Origin of the sequence: Enhydrobacter sp., from assembly GCF_030246845.1 — a bacterium.
Lineage (GTDB): Bacteria > Pseudomonadota > Alphaproteobacteria > Reyranellales > Reyranellaceae > Reyranella.
In genome coordinates this window covers 5,109,271-5,126,128 of sequence record NZ_CP126889.1, presented here as the reverse complement: position 1 = coordinate 5,126,128, position 16,858 = coordinate 5,109,271, and the positions used below count along the sequence as shown (strand labels likewise).

14 protein-coding genes are annotated in these 16,858 nt (G+C 67.6%); 10 read left to right on the top strand and 4 right to left on the bottom strand.

Translation table 11 applies throughout. The features are described from left to right. Positions 1-37 precede the first annotated feature (37 nt). Positions 38-1,543: a Ppx/GppA family phosphatase gene (locus OJF58_RS25470; RefSeq protein WP_300780666.1), complete on the top strand. Its 1,506-nt coding sequence runs from the start codon at positions 38-40 to the stop codon at positions 1,541-1,543. 13 nt (positions 1,544-1,556) lie between these two features. Here the strand turns inward: OJF58_RS25470 and rnd are convergent, their stop codons facing one another. Then, positions 1,557-2,714 carry a ribonuclease D gene (gene rnd / locus OJF58_RS25465; RefSeq protein ID WP_300780665.1) on the bottom strand — a complete coding sequence of 386 codons (1,158 nt, stop codon included), beginning with the start codon at positions 2,712-2,714 and terminating at the stop codon, positions 1,557-1,559. 126 nt (positions 2,715-2,840) lie between these two features. Here rnd and aspS point away from each other — a divergent pair, with 126 nt between their 5' ends. The 5 genes from aspS (at position 2,841) to OJF58_RS25440 (ending at position 8,948) form a co-directional block, all read left to right on the top strand. Beyond that, on the top strand, positions 2,841-4,646 hold the full coding sequence (aspS, locus tag OJF58_RS25460) for an aspartate--tRNA ligase (RefSeq protein ID WP_300780664.1): 1,806 nt from the start codon (positions 2,841-2,843) through the stop codon (positions 4,644-4,646). Between the two features lie 95 nt (positions 4,647-4,741). After that, on the top strand, positions 4,742-5,761 hold the full coding sequence (locus OJF58_RS25455) for a sugar ABC transporter substrate-binding protein (RefSeq protein WP_300780663.1): 1,020 nt from the start codon (positions 4,742-4,744) through the stop codon (positions 5,759-5,761). A gap of 5 nt (positions 5,762-5,766) precedes the next feature. Beyond that, positions 5,767-7,287 carry a sugar ABC transporter ATP-binding protein gene (locus OJF58_RS25450; protein ID WP_300780662.1) on the top strand — a complete coding sequence of 507 codons (1,521 nt, stop codon included), beginning with the start codon at positions 5,767-5,769 and terminating at the stop codon, positions 7,285-7,287. A gap of 13 nt (positions 7,288-7,300) precedes the next feature. Continuing rightward, entirely contained in the window at positions 7,301-8,332 is a 1,032-nt protein-coding gene (locus OJF58_RS25445) for an ABC transporter permease (protein WP_300780661.1), read from the top strand. Positions 8,333-8,399: 67 nt separating this feature from the next. Then, positions 8,400-8,948, top strand: a complete 549-nt coding sequence (locus OJF58_RS25440) for a hypothetical protein (RefSeq protein WP_300780660.1) — start codon at positions 8,400-8,402, stop codon at positions 8,946-8,948. On the opposite strand, the gene OJF58_RS25435 is transcribed toward OJF58_RS25440, so the two are convergent. Then, a complete protein-coding gene (locus tag OJF58_RS25435; protein ID WP_300780659.1) occupies positions 8,905-9,885 on the bottom strand; it encodes a D-glycerate dehydrogenase in 981 nt (326 codons plus the stop codon). The genes OJF58_RS25440 and OJF58_RS25435 overlap by 44 nt on opposite strands. Positions 9,886-10,057: 172 nt before the next feature. Between OJF58_RS25435 and OJF58_RS25430 the strand changes: the two genes are divergently transcribed. From OJF58_RS25430 to OJF58_RS25420, 3 genes are read left to right on the top strand one after another with little or no spacing between them, the layout of a single operon-like run. Continuing rightward, positions 10,058-11,011 carry a DUF1849 family protein gene (locus tag OJF58_RS25430; RefSeq protein WP_300780658.1) on the top strand — a complete coding sequence of 318 codons (954 nt, stop codon included), beginning with the start codon at positions 10,058-10,060 and terminating at the stop codon, positions 11,009-11,011. Continuing rightward, on the top strand, positions 11,005-11,823 hold the full coding sequence (locus OJF58_RS25425; protein WP_300780657.1) for a DUF1849 family protein: 819 nt from the start codon (positions 11,005-11,007) through the stop codon (positions 11,821-11,823). Before OJF58_RS25430 ends, OJF58_RS25425 begins: the two co-directional genes overlap by 7 nt. Before the next feature lie 48 nt (positions 11,824-11,871). After that, positions 11,872-13,347 carry an AMP nucleosidase gene (locus tag OJF58_RS25420; RefSeq protein ID WP_300780656.1) on the top strand — a complete coding sequence of 492 codons (1,476 nt, stop codon included), beginning with the start codon at positions 11,872-11,874 and terminating at the stop codon, positions 13,345-13,347. 150 nt (positions 13,348-13,497) lie between these two features. Here the strand turns inward: OJF58_RS25420 and OJF58_RS25415 are convergent, their stop codons facing one another. Continuing rightward, entirely contained in the window at positions 13,498-14,400 is a 903-nt protein-coding gene (locus OJF58_RS25415; protein ID WP_300780655.1) for an ROK family protein, read from the bottom strand. A 98-nt stretch (positions 14,401-14,498) separates the two neighbouring features. Next, complete coding sequence (locus OJF58_RS25410) at positions 14,499-15,524, bottom strand: patatin-like phospholipase family protein (RefSeq protein WP_300780654.1); 1,026 nt, start codon at positions 15,522-15,524, stop codon at positions 14,499-14,501. A 72-nt stretch (positions 15,525-15,596) separates the two neighbouring features. Between OJF58_RS25410 and OJF58_RS25405 the strand changes: the two genes are divergently transcribed. Then, positions 15,597-16,841: an MFS transporter gene (locus tag OJF58_RS25405; RefSeq protein WP_300780653.1), complete on the top strand. Its 1,245-nt coding sequence runs from the start codon at positions 15,597-15,599 to the stop codon at positions 16,839-16,841. The last annotated feature ends 17 nt before the right edge of the window (positions 16,842-16,858 follow it).

The following is a 16,858-nucleotide window of genomic DNA, read 5'->3' as shown; positions in this document are numbered from 1 at the left end:
CTGCAAATCCACCCGGTTTCGGCTAGACGGAGCGCGCATGGACGGCCAACAGACCGCACACGCTCGGGTCGGGGACGGCGGCATCGGAGAGGGCCGCGTCGCCATCATCGACGTCGGCTCCAATTCCATCCGACTGGTCGTCTACGAGCGCGCCAGCCGGGCACCGCTGCCGGTCTTCAACGAGAAGGTGCTGTGCGGGCTGGCGCGCGGGCTCGACGCCACGGGCCGGCTCAACGCCGCCGGTGTCGAGCTTGCGCTCGCCAATATCGACCGCTTCGTGACGCTCGCCCAGAACATGAAGGTGACGTCGCTCGATCTCCTGGCGACCGCGGCGGTGCGCGACGCCGCCGACGGCGCCGACTTCATGGGCGAGATCGAGCGCCGGCCGGAGATCAAGGCCCATGTCGTGAGCGGCCAGGACGAGGCGCGCTATTCCGGCTACGGCGTGATCTGCGGCATGCCCGACGCGGCGGGTGTGATGGGCGATCTGGGCGGCGGCAGCCTCGAGCTGGTGGCATTGGGCGGCAACCGCATCGGCGCCTCGAGCACCTTGCCCATCGGGCCGCTCCGGCTGATGTCGTCGGGCAAGGGGGATCCCAAGAAGATCGTGGTCGACGCCATCGACAATGTCCGCTGGCTGCGCGAGGAGACGGGCAAGACCTTCTACGCGGTCGGCGGCGCCTGGCGCTCCTTCGCGCGGCTGCACATGGAGCAGGCGGGCTATCCCCTGCACATCATCCATCATTACGACGTTCCGGCCGACGATGTGCGCGCCGTCGCGCGGCTGATCGCGGTGCAGAGCCCCAAGTCGCTGGAGAAGATGCCGGGCGTGTCGCGCCGTCGCGTCGACACGCTGCCGCTCGCCTGCCTCGCGCTCGACCGGCTGCTGGCCGCGCTCAAGCCGCGCAACGTGGTCTTCTCGGCCTTCGGTTTGCGCGAAGGCTTCTACTATTCGCGCCTCGGCGCCGAGGAGCAGGCGCGCCATCCGCTGATCGCCTTCGCCGAGGAGCAGGGGGCCGGCTGGCGGCGCTTCGACCTCTCGCCCATGGAGATCTTCGACTGGCTCACGCCGGTCTTCGCAGGCGAAAGCGACGTCGAGCGCATCCTGCGCACGGCCGCCTGCCACCTCAGCGACATCTCCTGGAACGACCATCCCGACTATCGCGCCGAGCAGGCCTATGTGCGCGTGCTCCATCTGCCGGCGCCCGGCATGAGCCATCGCGAGCGCGCCGTGCTCGCGATGACGCTCACCTACCGTTACAAGAGCGATCCGAGGTCGGCCATGCTCGACACGGCGCTCAGGCTGACCGACGGCAAGAGCCGATCCTTCGCCCGCCGGCTCGGCGCCTGCCTCAGGCTCGCCTATAACCTCTCCGGTGGCGCGCCCGGCCTCCTGCCGCAGATCGCGCTGCGCCGCACCGAGCGCGACCTGCGGCTCGTCGTGCCCTGGCAGCTCAAGCGCAGCCTGGGCGAGGTCACCGCGCGCCGTCTCGAAAGCGCGGCCGAAGCCTTCAACCTCAAGTCGGCGATCGTCTCGGGCTGAGGGCGCCGCGCGCCTACTTCGACTTCTCCACCGGCAGGAGCTTCGCGTGCTCGCCCTCGAGGGCGAGGGCGAGGCGGCCTTCGACGAGATCGATGGCGTCGCGGCCGAAGATCTCGTGCCGCCAGCCCGTGAGGGCATGCACGTCGCGCTTGCCTGCGGCCAGGCGGTCGAGCTCGTCGGCGCTCGCGACGAGGCGGGCGGCGACGCCGGCCTGCTCGGCCTTGAGCCTCAGCAGCGTGCGCAGGAGATCGACCACGGCGCCGGGGGCGCGGAGCTGCTCGGGCGGCTTGTCGCGCGAGGGCAACTCGGATTCCGGCATCCGGCGGGCCTTGTCGACAGCTTCGAGGACCTCGCGGCCCTGCCAGCCTTCGGCGAAGTTGCGGCCGAGCCCGCGCGTCATGGCCAGCTCCTCGACCGACTTCGGGGCGTGGCTCGCGATCTCCAGAAGCTGCTCGTCGCGCAGGAGGCGCTGGCGCGGGATGTCGATGCGCTGCGCGGTGCGCTCGCGCCAGGCCGCGACCTCCTTCAGGGTGCCGAGAAGCCGCGGCGAGGCGCCGCGCGGCTTCAGCCGCCGCCAGGCGAGGTCGGGATCGGCGCGATAGGTGGCCGGATCGTTCAGCACCGCCATCTCCTCGGCGATCCAGGGCAGGCGGCCGTTCTTTTCGAGTTGCCGGCGCAGCTTCTCGTACACCACCCTGAGATGCGTGACGTCGGACAGGGCGTAGGCGATCTGTCGCTCGCTGAGCGGGCGACGGCTCCAGTCTGTGAAGCGACTCGATTTGTCGATACGGGCCTTGGCGAGCTTGGTCGCCAGCGATTCGTAGGACGCCGCCTCGCCGTGACCACAGACCATCGCGGCGACCTGGGTGTCGAACAGGGGCTGCGGCACGCGGGTCATGCGCAGATAGAAGATCTCTATATCCTGCCGCGCGGCGTGGAAGACCTTGAGCACCCTCGGATTGGCCATCAGCTCGTCCAGCGGCGACAGGTCGATGTCGGCCGCCAGCGCGTCGATCGCCGCAGCGTCTTCCGGGCCCGCCACCTGAGCCAGGCAAAGCCTGGGCCAGTAGGTGCGCTCGCGCATGAACTCGGTGTCGACGGTGACGAATTCGGCATCCGCCAGGGGCTTGCAGAACGCCGCCAACTCGTCCGTCGTGGTGATGAGCTTCATTGGGGACGATCTATAGACCCCGCCGCGCCCCGGGGCAAAGTTGCCGCACACGGAAAGGCCCGATCGCTTGACTTGACACGGCGAACCGTGCCTTTTGCCGCCCCGTTAAAGCCCGGAATATCCGTGATGTCTTCCGTTTACAGAACCCACACCTGCGGCCAATTGCGGCTGGAGCATGTCGGCCAGACGGCTCGCCTCTCGGGCTGGGTCCAGCGCAAGCGCGACCATGGCCATCTGCTGTTCATCGACCTGCGCGATCACTACGGCGTCACCCAGATCGTGGTCGATGCGTCGAGCCCGGTTTTCAAGAGCGCCGAGGCCGTCCGCAACGAGAGCGTGATCACCGTCAGCGGCAAGGTCGTGGCCCGCGACAGGGCCACCGTGAACCCGCGCCTGGCGACCGGCGAGGTCGAGCTCGACGCCGGGGAGATGATCGTCCAGTCGATGGCCGAGCCGCTGCCCATTCCGGTCTATCAGGAGAACGACACGACGCCGGAGGAGCTGCGGCTCAAGTACCGCTTCCTCGACCTGCGCAAGGACAAGCTGCATCGCAACATCATGCTGCGCAGCCAGGTGATCGCGAGCCTGCGGCGGCGCATGATCGAGCAGGGCTTCACCGAGTTCCAGACGCCGATCCTGACCGCCGACAGTCCCGAGGGCGCGCGCTCCTACCTCGTCCCGAGCCGCCTTCATCCCGGCAAGTTCTACGCGCTGCCGCAGGCGCCGCAGATGTTCAAGCAGCTCCTGATGGTGTCGGGCTTCGACCGCTATTTCCAGATCGCGCCCTGCTTTCGCGACGAGGATGCGCGGGCCGACCGCGCGCCGGGTGAATTCTACCAGCTCGACTTCGAGATGAGCTTCGTCACCCAAGAGGACGTGTTTGCCGCGATCGAGCCGGTGCTGGGCGGCGTGTTCCAGGAATTCGCCTCGTTCGACCGCGACATGCCGCGCAAGGTGACGCCGCTGCCGTTCCCGCGCATTCCCTATGCCGAGGCGTTGCTGACCTACGGCACCGACAAGCCGGACCTGCGCAATCCGCTCAGGATCTCCGACGTCGGCGAGGTGTTCGCCGGCTCCGACTTCAAGGTGTTCGCCGGCATCGTCGCCAAGGGCGGCGTCGTTCGCGCCATCCGCGCCCCCAACGCCGCGGGCCATCCGCGCAGCTTCTTCGACAAGCTGAACGGCTGGGCCCAGGGCGAGGGCAAGCCGGGTCTCGGCTACGTCGTGCTCGAGAGCGGCGCCGGGAAGGGCCCGATCGCCAAGTTCGTGGCCGGCGAGCGGCTGGAGAAGTTGAAGTCGCTGACCGGCGCCGAGGACGGCGACGCGATCTTCTTCGTCGCCGACCAGCCGGAGGCGGCCTGGAAGTTCGCCGGCCAGGCCCGTGGCAAGATCGGCCAGGAGCTGGGCGTGATCGCGGAAGACGAGTTCCGCTTCTGCTGGATCGTCGACTTCCCGATGTTCGAGTACGACGACAAGCTGAAGAAGATCGACTTCAGCCACAATCCCTTCTCGATGCCCCAGGGCGGGCTGGAGGCGCTCGAGACGCAGGATCCGCTCACCATCAAGGCGTGGCAGTACGACATCGTCTGCAACGGCATCGAGCTCTGCTCGGGGGCGATCCGCAACCACAGGCCGGAGATCATGTACAAGGCCTTCGGGATCGCGGGCTACAGCCGCGAGGAGGTCGAGCATCGCTTCGGCGGCATGCTGAACGCCTTCAAGTACGGTGCGCCGCCGCACGGCGGCGCCGCGCCCGGCGTGGATCGCATCGTGATGCTGCTGGCCGACGAGCCCAACATCCGCGAGGTGATCACCTTCCCGATGAACCAGCAGGCGGTCGATCTGATGATGGACGCGCCGACCGAGGTGCCGGCCGAGAAGCTGCGCGAGCTGCACATTGCACTCAAGCTGCCGCAACCGAAGAAGGAATAGCCGCCGTCCTGCGAGAGCGGCGCTTGCCGCTCCTTACGCTCGCTGCCAAACTTTGGCGAATGCCGGCGCACGACCGGTCGATCAAGGAGGAAGCGATGACGGACACATTGGGCAAGGGCCGGCGTGATTTTCTCACTGTCGCCTCGGCGGGCGGCGCGGCAGCGGCGCTCGGCGTCTTCGGGATCAGCCCGGCCATGGCGGCCGGCATCGCGGCCGGACGCTCGGAGAAGCCTCTCAAGGCTGCTTTTTCCAATGCCGGCCTGCAGGCGACGTGGTGCGCCCAGGGCAAGTCTGCAGCCGAGTATTGGGGCAAGCTGTTCAACGTCGAGGTCACCTGGTTCGACGGCCAGCTCGATGCCGTGAAGCAGCGCGCGGCGATCGACAACATGGCCTCCCAGAAGTGGGACTTCGTCGCGATCCAGGCGTTCGGCATCGGCACGCTCACCCAGCCGGTGCAGAAGATGATCGATGCCGGCATCCCCGTGATCGACATGGATACGCTGATCGCACCCCTGGACAAGATCAACGTCCATGCCTTCCTCGCCCCCGACAATGAGTTCATGGGCGCCTCCGTCACCCAGGCGCTGGTCACCAAGCTCGGCGGCAAGGGCAATATCATCATGACGCAGGGCGCCCTCGGCCACACCGGCGCGCAGGGCCGCGCGAGGGGGTTCGAGTCGGTGGTCAAGCGGTATCCCGACATCAAGGTGCTCGACACCCAGCCGGCCGACTGGGACGTATCCAAGACGGCGCGGTTGTGGGAAACCTATCTCACCAAGTATCCGAAGATCGATGCCGCCTTCTTCCATAACGACGACATGGCGCTCGCCGCCTACAACGTGATGAAGGCGCACAAGCGCACCGACATCCTGATCGGCGGCGTCGATGCCATGCCGCCGGCCATCAACGCGGTGGAGGACGGCCGCATGTTCGCGACCGTGCGCAATCCTTCCTGCCGCATCCATGGCGGCGCCATCATCGCCGGCGTCGCGGCCGTGACTGCGGGCGAGAAGACCGGCAGTGGCATTCCCAAGAACATCGTCACCGACGGCCCGGTCGTGACCAAGGCGAACGCGGCCGGCATGCTCTGGATGGAAGACCACTTCCTCATCTGAACGCCATGTCGGTCGAGTCGGTGGCCGTGCCGGGGGAGGCTCCGGCGCGGCTGGTCATGCGGGGCATCTCCAAGTCGTTCGGCGGCGTCGCGGCCTTGCGCGAGGTCGACTTCACGCTGCGGCAGGGGGAGATCCATGGCCTGGTCGGGGAGAACGGGGCAGGCAAATCGACCCTGATGAAGATCATCGCCGGCGTGCACACCCAGTACCAGGGCCGCATGGCGATCGACGGGCGGGAGCTGCATTTCCGGTCGGCGCGCGACGCCCTGGCCGCCGGTATCGGCATGGTGCACCAGGAACTCAGCATCGTTCCCGATCTCAGCGTCGCGGAGAATGTCTACCTCGGCAAGCAGCCGACCAGGGGGGGCATGATCGACTGGCGGGCGATGTATGCCGGGGCCCGCGATCACCTCGCGAGCCTCGGCATCGATGTCGATCCGCGCACCCGCATGGGCTCGCTGGCGATCGGCCTGCAGCAGTTGATCGAGCTTGCGCGCGTGCTCTTCTCCGGCGCCCGCATCGTCATCCTCGACGAGCCGACCTCGGCGCTGTCGCCGCCAGAAGTGCGGCGCCTGTTCGACGTCTTGCGCGCGGTGCGCGCGAGCGGCCGCAGCATCGTCTTCATCTCGCATTTTCTCGACGACATCCTCGCGATCTCCGATACGGTGACGATCTTTCGCAACGGCCGGCGCGTCGTGACCGAAACCGCAGCCGGCATCGACAAGGGCTGGGTCATCGAGCGCATGATCGGCCGCGGCCACGAGGATCTCGAGGAAAGCTACACCGGCGCCGTGTCGCTCGACAGCCGGCCGGACGCCCCCGTCGTGCTGGCGTTGCGCGGCCTCGGCGTCGGCCGCGCCTTCGCGGACGTGTCCATCGACGTCCGGGCCGGTGAGGTGCTGGGCGTCTACGGCTTCATGGGGTGCGGCCAGATCGAGCTTGCCCGCGCGATGTTCGGCAAGCTGCGGCCGAAGACGGGACGGCTGGAGATGGAGGGCAGGGCGCTGCGCCTGCGCAACACTGCCGATGCGCGCCGCGCCGGCGTCGCCTTCGTGCCGGAAAGCCGCCGCTCCATGCTGTTCTACGGCGAGCCGGTATACAAGAACATGTCGATCAGCGTTCTCGGCCGCATCGCACGGCTGTGGCTGAAGCCTTCGGTGGAGAAGGAAGTCGCCCGGCGCCACGCCGAATCGCTTTCCATCCGGCCGCCGCAGGTCGAGACGCCGCTGGGCAGCCTGTCGGGCGGCAACCAGCAGAAGGTGGCGCTGGCCAAGTGGCTGACTTGGCCGCCGAAGGTGCTGGTGCTGAGCGAGCCGACGCGCGGCATGGATGTCGGCGCCAAGGAGGATGTCGTGCGCATCGTCCGCGGCCTGCGCGAGCAGGGGCTGGGCATCGTCGTGATGTCGACCGAGCCCGAGACCGTGCTGTCGCTCGCCGACCGGATCGTGGTGATGAAAAAGGGCCGGATCGTCCGCGAGTTCGCCGGCGAGACGATCAGCAAGGACCGGCTGCTGGAGGCCGCATGAGGGAGGGTAGGGCATGACGACGTCGTCCGACGTCAAGGCAGGATCGCCCTTCGGCTCGCGGCTGGGCGCCTTCGTGCGCGGCCAGATGCGCAACATCGCGCCGTTCGCGACGCTCATCGTCCTGCTGGTCTTCTTCGGCGTCGCGAGCCCGTCCTTTGCGACACTCGACAATGCCGCCAACATCCTGACCCAGATTTCGGTGGCCGGCGTGATCGCGGTCGGGCTGACCTTCGTTATCCTGTGCGCGGAGATCGACCTGTCGGTCGCGGCGATCGCCAACGCCACGGGCATTGTCGTCGCCTATTTCACGCTTCAGGAATCGTACGTGAACATCGCCAACGTGCCTCTGCCGGGGGCGGCGGCGATTGCGCTGGCGCTTGCCGCCTGCGCCTTCCTGGGACTCGTCAATGCGATCGGCCTGACGGCGATCGGCATCCCGTCCTTCATCATGACGCTCGCCATGATGCAGATCGGAGCGGGGATCTGCGCCCTGCTGGTCCGCGGCCAGATCGCCTATGCCGTGCCGTCGTTCGTGGCGACGATGGGGGCGGGATCGATCGGTGGCATCCCGTGGATCATCATCGTGCTCGCCGTCTTCCTGATCGGCGGACATATCGTGCTCACCTACACGCGGTTCGGCCGCTACGTCTACATGGTCGGCGGCAACCGCGAGGCGGCGGAATATTCCGGCGTGAACGTCAAGCTGATCCTGAGCGCCGTCATGGTGATCTCGGCCGTCTGCTCCGGCGTCGCCGGCATGCTGGGCGTGGCGCATTTCGGCAGTGCGCAGCAGAACGAGTTCGACGGCTATCTGCTCGATGCCATCGCGGCGGTGGTCGTGGGCGGCACGAGCCTGTTTGGCGGCCGGGGCGGCATCGGCAATACCATCATCGGCCTCCTGATCCTCGGCGTGCTCAACAATGGCCTCGACCACGTCGAAATCGACAGCTTCCTCAAGATCCTGATCCGCGGGCTGATCCTGCTGGGCGCCCTGATCATCAACGTCTACGTCCAGGCCGTACGGGAGAGCGAACGAGCCGGGTGAGGGTGTTTGACCAAAGGTACAAAATATAATAAGTTCAATATATTATAATGAGTTCTTAAGGAAATTCATGAGCTTCCCTCGGCTCCGGTTCCTGATCCTGCCCGTGGCCTTCGGCTTGCCGCTGCTGACCGGCGCCTGCGCTGCGCCGCTGGCCCTGACGGCGGCCGGCTACGGAGCCGACGGCGTCTCGCTGGCCGAGACCGACAAGACGATGGCCGATCACTTCGTCTCCATGGTGTCGAAGCAGGATTGCGCCATGTGGCGCATGTTTCGCGACCAGGACGTCTGCCGCCCGCGCGACGGTGACCATGATCCCTACGATGTGAACTACAGCGAGCCCTTCCGCCAGCCGGGCGAGGCAGGGGTCGAGTATTCGCCGCCGCTTCGTGCCGCCGCCGATGCGCCGCCGACGAGCTGGAACCCGCAGGCTTATGCCAAGCCGAACACGGAGGCAGCGCCGGCGGCTTCCTCCGTCACGCTCGCCGAGCAGACACCGTCGCCGTCTGCCGTGGCCCGGCCGTCGCCGGCGGAGAAGCCGGCCGTCGAGCATGCGGCGGCCAAGCGAAAGCGGGTCACGAAGAAACGCGCACCAGGTCGGGCGGCGACTGACCCCTGAGCAGGAAGGCCTCGAGATTGTCGAGCGCCTTGAACCCCATCGCGTTGCGGGTCTCGACGGTGGCCGAGCCCATGTGGGGCAGGAGGAAGGCGTTCTCGAGGCCGTAGTAGCCGGGATGGATCCGGGGTTCGCCGTCGAAGACATCGAGTCCGGCGGCGGCGAGGTGCCCGCCTTTCAGCGCCGCGATCAGCGCATCGTCATCGACCACGCCGCCCCTTGCCGTGTTGATCACGACCGCACCCTTCGGCAGGCGGGCGATGCGCTCGGCGTTGACCCATTTGCGGGTGGCGGGCGTGAGGGGCGCATTGATCGACAGGAAATCGCAGTGCGGCAGCATGGCGTCCGCATCGGGATGGAAGAGGGCGCCCTTCTCGAGCTCGGGCGGTAGCCGGCTGCGATTGGTGTAGTGGATGGTCATGCGGAAAGCCCGTGCGCGGTCGGCCATCGCCTGGCCGATCCGGCCCATGCCCAGGATGCCCAGCCGCTTGCCGGTGACGTGCACCCCCATGAGCTGGGTCGGGCTCCAGCCGACCCAATGATGGGTCCGCAGCATCGTCGTGCCCTCGTGGGCGCGGCGAGCGGCCCCCAGCAGGCAGAGCATGGCGATATCGGCGGTCGCGTCGGTCAGGACGTCGGGCGTGTTGCTCACCGCGATCTTCCGCTTGGCCGCCGCCGCGACGTCGACATGCTCGTAGCCGACCGAGAAGGTGGCGATCATCCGGATCGAGCCCGAAAGGCGGGCGATCGTCTCGGCGTTCAGCGGATCTCCCGCGGCGCACATGATGGCGTCACAGCCGTCGCTCGCCTTGGCGAGCGCGGGGCCCTCGAACAGCCGGTCGTCCGGGTTCAGGACGGCGTCGAAATTGGCCGACAGGCGCGCCTCCACGTCGGGTGGAAAATGCCGCGTCGCCAGCACACGAGGTTTGCGGTTAGTCATGGACGATATTCCTTCCTGTGCAGCCCTGCCGCAGCCGATCATTCTGGAAATTCAAGCGCATGGATATTACGCTTGCCTGCCCGGCTACAAGGCCTAGTCCTGCTCAATCGCCCCGTTGACCACGTATAGTTTTCGCTGTTCTCGCGTCCAGACGGTGGTCACGATTGCCGCCGTGAGCGCACTTCTCGTGCTGGGCTTGTGGATAAGCGCTGCCGCCCGCGCGCAGGAGCCGCAACAGCCGCCGCCGGCTCCGGCACAGACCCAGCCGGCGCCATCTCCGCCGCAGCCCGGGCAACCGCAGTCCGGGCAGCCGCAGGCGGCGCAGCCGGACGCCGCGCCGCCGTCCTCGCAACCGGTGCAGATTCCGGCGCTGCCGGCGGATTCCGTGCTGGTGCCGAATCGGGCAACGTACGATATGAAGCTCGCCGTCGCGCGGCCCAACAGCGGCATCGTCGAGGTCAACGGCAACATGGTGCTGGAGATGGTCGATTCCTGCGATGCCTGGGAGACCCGGCAACGCATCAAGCTGACCTTCCTGCGCAGCGACGGCGAGGAGTTCGAGACCGACTCGAGCTTCATAAGCTACGAGACCAAGGATGGCCTGCAATTGCGGTTCAGCGTGCGCAACGTCCAGAACGACGAGGTCGAGGAGGAACTGCGCGGCAGCGCCGATCTCGATTCCCTGGGCGGCAAGGGGCGGGCGAGCTTCACCCTGCCGGAGGCGCGGAGCTTCGAGCTGCCCGCCGGCACCCTGTTTCCGACAACGCATCTCGCGCTCGTGCTCAAGCATGCGCGCGACGGCGACAAGACCGTATCGTACAAGGTGTTCGACGGGGCCCGCCTCGACGGTGCGTTCCTGGTGAATGCGGTGATCGGCCGCCCGTCGCGCTCCAGGTCGGGAACGCCCTCCATTCGAGGCGATGTCGCCTTGCTGCGCAACCAGCCGGCCTGGGGCGTCCGTTTCGCCTTCTTCGCGAACGGCGACCAGGGTGCGCAGCCCGAGTACGAGCTGGCGCTCGACCTCCTGGGCAACGGCATCGCCCGCTCGATGCTGCTCGACTATGGCGACTTCGCCGTCGACGCCCATCTCGCGCAAATCCAGGCGCTGCCGAGGCCCAAATGCTGACCGTCCGCCGCGCGCTGCTCACGGCCGCGCTCACGGCGGCAATCACTGCCGCAGCGGGCTCCGCCGACGCGCAGGAGTTGCAGCCGCATCGCGCGGCCTACGATGTGGCCATGCTCGATCACGGCAAGCCCGGTGAGCTTACGGCCGGCACCTATGCCTTCGAGCTGAAGCTGACGTGCGACGGCTACGTCATGAACCAGCGCCTGCGCCTCGAGCTGGACGGTCGCAAGGCGTCGGTCGTGACCGAGCAGCTCTCGCAGATGACGGAAAGCCGCGATGGACGGACGCTGCATTTCGAGCATCGGTCGAGCGCCAACGGGCGCCAGACGAGCCTGGTCCGCGGCGAGGCGATATTGGGCGAGGACGGTCGGGGCGAAGCACATTTCAGCGACCCCGAGGGGCAGTCGGTCGCTCTGCCGGCGGGCACGATGTTTCCCATGGCCATGACCCGCGCGACGATCAGGCACGCGCTCGCCCACGACACCGGCTTCGACGCGCTGTTCTTCTTCGGCGAGAAGCCCAAGCCGCCGCAGTCGGTGAACGTCGTGATCGGCAAGGTCCCGCGGCGACTGGCGGACCTCAAGGTTCCCAAGGAAGGCAAGGGAATCGTCCAGGGTCATTCCCGCATCTACTATCGCGGCGGCTTCTTCGATGCCGATGCCGGGAAGGACGGCGAGCCGGCGGCGTTCGAGATGAGCAGCCTGACGCTCGACAACGGCATCGAGCTCTATGGCACGCACGAAGAAGGCGATGGCGGCATCGAATATCGGATTTCACGGCTCGAGCCGCTGCCCAGGCCCCATTGCAAATAGGCTGCCGCCGGGCACCTCTTCAGCTCGACCGTCGAGGAGATCGCGCAGATGACGCCGAACAGCATCGGCCGGGATACACTCACACCCGAGCAGGCGGTCGACCGGCTGGAGCGCCTCCACGCCACGGCATGCAACGCCCTGCGCGACGCCCTGGCGCGTTTCACGGCATCGGGCATACCGCCCACTGCGGAGGAGCGGCGCCGGTTTCGCTACCCCGAGCTCCGGGTCGACTGGCGGCCGTCGGGTACCGTCCATTTCACGCGGCGCGCCTGGGCGAAGTTCCAGGTGCCTGGCCTCTATGCGACGACCGTCACCCAGCCGGCCTTCTTTCGTCGCTATCTGCTCGAGCAGCTGCGGCCGCTGGTCGAGGAGTTCGGCGCCGCCATCGAGGTTCGTGTCAGCGAGCAGGAAATCCCCTATCCCTTCGTGACCGAGGAGGGCGACGAGTTCATTCACGGCGACCTCTCCGTCGCCGAGCTTGCCCATCATTTCCCGACGCCCGTGCTGATCAGCGTCGGCGACGAGGTGGCCGACGGCACATGGATCTTCGAGAAGAGCCGGCCCCGGCCGCTGGCCCTTTTCGACGCCGTGCGGGTGGACTTCTCGCTGCGGCGGCTGACGCACTACACCGGCACCGACTGGCGCACCATCCAGCCCTGGATCCTGTTCACCAACTATCAGCGCTACGTCGACCAGTTCCTGGCCTGGGCGATGGAGGAATTGCGCCAGCCCGACGGTCCCTATGTCGAACTGGTGCTGCCCGGCGGCACCGTCGTCCGGCGCGGCGATGCAAGCGAGGATGCCGCGGCGGTGCTGGCGGCGGCGCCGTGGCACCGCTTCCAGATGCCGACCTACAGCGTCAGGCGATCCGACGATCGCGGGGGCATCACGATCTGCAACATCGGCGTCGGACCCTCCAACGCCAAGAATGCGACCGACCACCTCGCGGTGCTGCGTCCGCATTGCTGGCTGATGATCGGGCACTGTGGCGGCCTGAGGCAATCGCAGACGATCGGCGACTATGTGCTGGCGCACGGCTACATGCGGCGTGATCGCATCCTCGACGATCTCGTGCCGCCGGAAGTGCCGGTGCCGGCGTTGGCCGAGGTGCAGATGGCGCTGCAGGAGGCGGCCGCGCGCGTGACGGGCGAACGCGGCGATGCGCTGAAACGGCGGCTGCGGACCGGCACGGTCGTGAGCTACGACGACCGCAACTGGGAGCTCAGGTGGTCGCAGGAACGGCAGCGCATCAGCCATGGCCGCGCCATCGCCGTCGACATGGAAAGCGCCACGCTCGCGACGCAGGGTTACCGGTTGCGCGTGCCCTACGGCACGCTGCTCTGCGTGTCGGACAAGCCGCTGCACGGCGAGATCAAGCTGCCGGGCGCCGCCACGCGCTTCTATCAGCGCGCGGTCGGCGAGCATCTGCAGATCGGCCTGGAGGCGATCGACCTGTTGCGCAGCGAGCTGGCGTCCCTGCATTCGCGCAAGCTGCGCAGCTTCGACGAGCCGCCGTTCAGATGACAACGACGCCGCGCCGTCAGGACATTCATTGGTGTCATCGCGGGCGCGGCGAGGGATCTTTCGCGGCGCCGGTCAAGGATCCCTCGCGTCCGCTCGGGATGACACAAATGGAGTGCTCAGAATCACGCAAATGAGCCATCTGCGAGGGTATCAGGCAGGCCACAGCCAGGCCGCACCACGCACGCCGCTCGAGTCACCGTAGCGCGGCGGCAGCAGGCGGGTCGCGATGAAGTCCGGCTCGGAGAAGACGTAGCGCTTCCACAGCGCCGGCACTTGCCGGTAGAGCGCCTCCATCTTCGACAGCCCGCCGCCCAGCACGATCGCGTGCGGATCGACGATATTGATGACGACCGACAGCGCACGCGCCAGACGATCGCAGTAGAGCTCCATCTGCGCCGCCGCCTCGGCGTCGCCATGGTCGGCAGCCGCCGCGATCTCCGTCGCCCGCATCTGCCGGCCGGTGCGCTGCGCGAACTGCTCCTGCAGGCGCGGGCCACTCAGCCACGTCTCGATGCAGCCGCGGCGGCCGCAGTAGCACGGCGGTCCGGGGCGTTCGTCGTCGCGCGGCAGGGGAAGAGGCGCGTGGCCCCATTCGCCGGCGATCGCCTGCGCCCCCGTCACTGGCCGGCCGTCGATCACGATGCCGCCACCGACGCCGGTGCCCAGGATGACGCCGAAGACGATGCCGCAGCCGGCCGCCGCGCCGTCGCTGGCCTCGGAGACGGCAAAGCAGTTGGCGTCGTTGGCCAGGCGTACCTCGCGGCCAAGCGCGCGCTCGAGATCGGCCGGCAGCGGCCGGCCGTTCAGCCGCGTCGAGTTGGCGTTCTTGATGAGGCCCGTCGCGGGCGAGACGGCGCCGGGATGGGCGACGCCGACGGTGCAGCGCGCGCCCACGCGCCGCTCCAGCTCCCCGACCAGCCCGGCGATGGCCTTCACGCTGTCCTCGTAGGAGGTGGCGGGCGTCGGCACACGCAGGCGGGCCCTTTCGGCGCCCGCCTCGTCGATGGCCAGCGCTTCGATTTTGGTGCCGCCGAGATCTATACCAATGCGCATGGAGCGAATAATCCAACTGAATGTCGAGATGTCGAGCTATTCCAGTGGATCCCGTCGATCCAACAATCTGTGTTACTGAATATTGGAACAACGTTGGTTCACAGGAAGCGGGCGGCGATGTCGATGCTGGTCTCGACGCCGATCGAGTCGAAGGTGGAGGCGAGCCAGCGGGTTGCGGCGGCGCGGCCGAGCTGGAACAGATGCTCCAGGAAGTCGGGCTCGATGTTGAACTTGCTCACCGCGCCGAGCGGCGCAAGCGACGCATCGTCATTGATGGAATGGATCAGCATCATCTTGAGGCGGGTGCCGAAGGTGCCGGTGATGGCGCCCTGCCGGATCAGGTCCTGCACGAAGGCGATGGCGCGCATCTCGGCCATCAGCGCGCCGCCGAAGGTGATCTCGTTCAGCCGGTCGGCGATCTCGGCATTGGACCTCGGCACGCCCTTGCGCACGGCCGGGTCGAGCTCGACGAGCACCACGTCGCGCGTTTCGCTCTCATAGATGAACGGCCAGATCGGCGGGTTGCCGCGATAGCCGCCGTCCCAGTAGGGCACGCCGTCGATCACCACAGCATCGTGCACGTTGGGCAGGCAGGCCGAGGCGAGCAGGGCGTCGATCGACAGCTCCTCGCGTTTGAAGATCCGCACCTTGCCGGTCTCGACGTTGGTGGCGGCGACGAAGGCCTTGATGTCGCTGCAGGCGCGCACCGCCTTCTCGTCGAAATGCTTGCGCAGGAGGTCACGCAACGGATCGAAATTGAGCGGGTTGCGCTGCCAGGGCGAGAGCGTGCGCTGGATCACGTCGGCCCACAGCACGGTGGGCGACTCGTCGAGATTCCAGTTGCCCTGAAGGCGATCGAGCGGCGTGCGCCGGATCGGACTCGCCACCGCGAAGGTGCCGAGCTCGGTCCAGAAGTCGGCCAGCGCCTTGCGCGCGCCGTCCGGCCCACCCTTCGCCCAGCCCTGCAGCACGATGGCGGCGTTCATGGCGCCCGCGCTGGTTCCGCTCACCGCCTCGAAAGAAAGCCGGCCATCCTCGATCAGCGCATCGAGCACGCCCCAGGTGAAGGCGCCGTGCGAGCCGCCGCCCTGCAAAGCGAGATTTATGCGCTTGATAGGATTCATGCGGCTGTCCTCTGCGGCGACGCCGCGTTACGCTTTCGTGACATGGACGGGCAAGCGAGACTCGGGGCGATATTGACGGACCGCGGCGCGAAAGGGCCGTGGCGAAAGCGCCCATCGACCATCCTGTGGGTCCTGTCGACGGGACAGCTCATCACCTGGGGCCTCGTCTACTACACCTTCCCGTTGTTCGTCGCGCCGATGGAGAAGGAACTCGGCTGGTCGCGCAACGACCTGTTCGGCGCCTTGTCGGCAGGCCTGATGGTCGCCGGTCTTTGCTCGATCCCGGTGGGGGCATGGATCGATCGCGGACATGGTCGCAAGCTGATGACCGGCGGCTCGCTGCTGGCGGCGGCCATGATGTTCGTCTGGTCGCGCACGCAGTCGTTGCCGGTGTTCTACCTCGTCTGGATCGGTCTCGGCGCCTGCCAGTCGGTTACGCTGTATGAACCCGCCTTCGCGGTGATCACCCGCGTCTACGGCCCGCGCTTCCGGCAGGCCATCATGGTGATGACCTTCATCGGTGGCCTCGCCAGCACCTTCGGCATTCCCTTCGCCCAGCTCCTGATCGATCGCATCGAGTGGCGGCCGACGCTGCTGGTGCTCGCGGCCATCAATCTCGGCGTCGCCTTCTTCATCCATTGGCTGTTCGTGCCGGGGCCGCGGGAGGAGGCGGTGCCGATCGCGCATGCGACTTCCGCCAGCGTCACTCCCTCGGGCAAGGGTCCGTTGGCCGCCGCCGTGCGCGTGCCCGCCTTCTGGGGGCTGGTGGTGGCGTTCGCCGGTTACGGGCTCGCCTTCTCGGCCATGAGCTTCCATCTCATCCCGCTGCTGGCCGAGCGCCATGTCGAGATCGGCGTGGTGATGGCGATCATCGCCCTGATCGGGCCGATGCAGGTGGTGGGGCGCGTGCTGTTGATGGCGGGCCAGCGTCACATCACCGCGATCCAGCTCGGCGCACTGATCTATTTCGCCTTCCCGGTCGCGATGTCGATGCTGGCGGCCGGCATCAGTGACGTCTACGGCCTGATCCTGTTCGCCATCATCTACGGCGTGGCGAACGGGCTGGTGACGATCCTGCGCGGCATGGCGGTCCCCGAGTTCATCGGCCCCGAGGGCTATGGCGTGGTGAGCGGTGCACTCACCATGCCGACCAACGTCATGCGCGCGGCGGGTCCCATCCTGGCGTCGCTCGCCTGGAGCGCGTTCGCCAACTACACGCCGGTGCTGTGGGGCCTGGCCGCGATCATGCTGGTGGCCGCCGCGGGGTTCGCGGCGGCGGCGCTGCTTTCGAGGAAAGCGTCGCCGCCGCGTCGCTAGGTCGTTCGCCCGGCTGG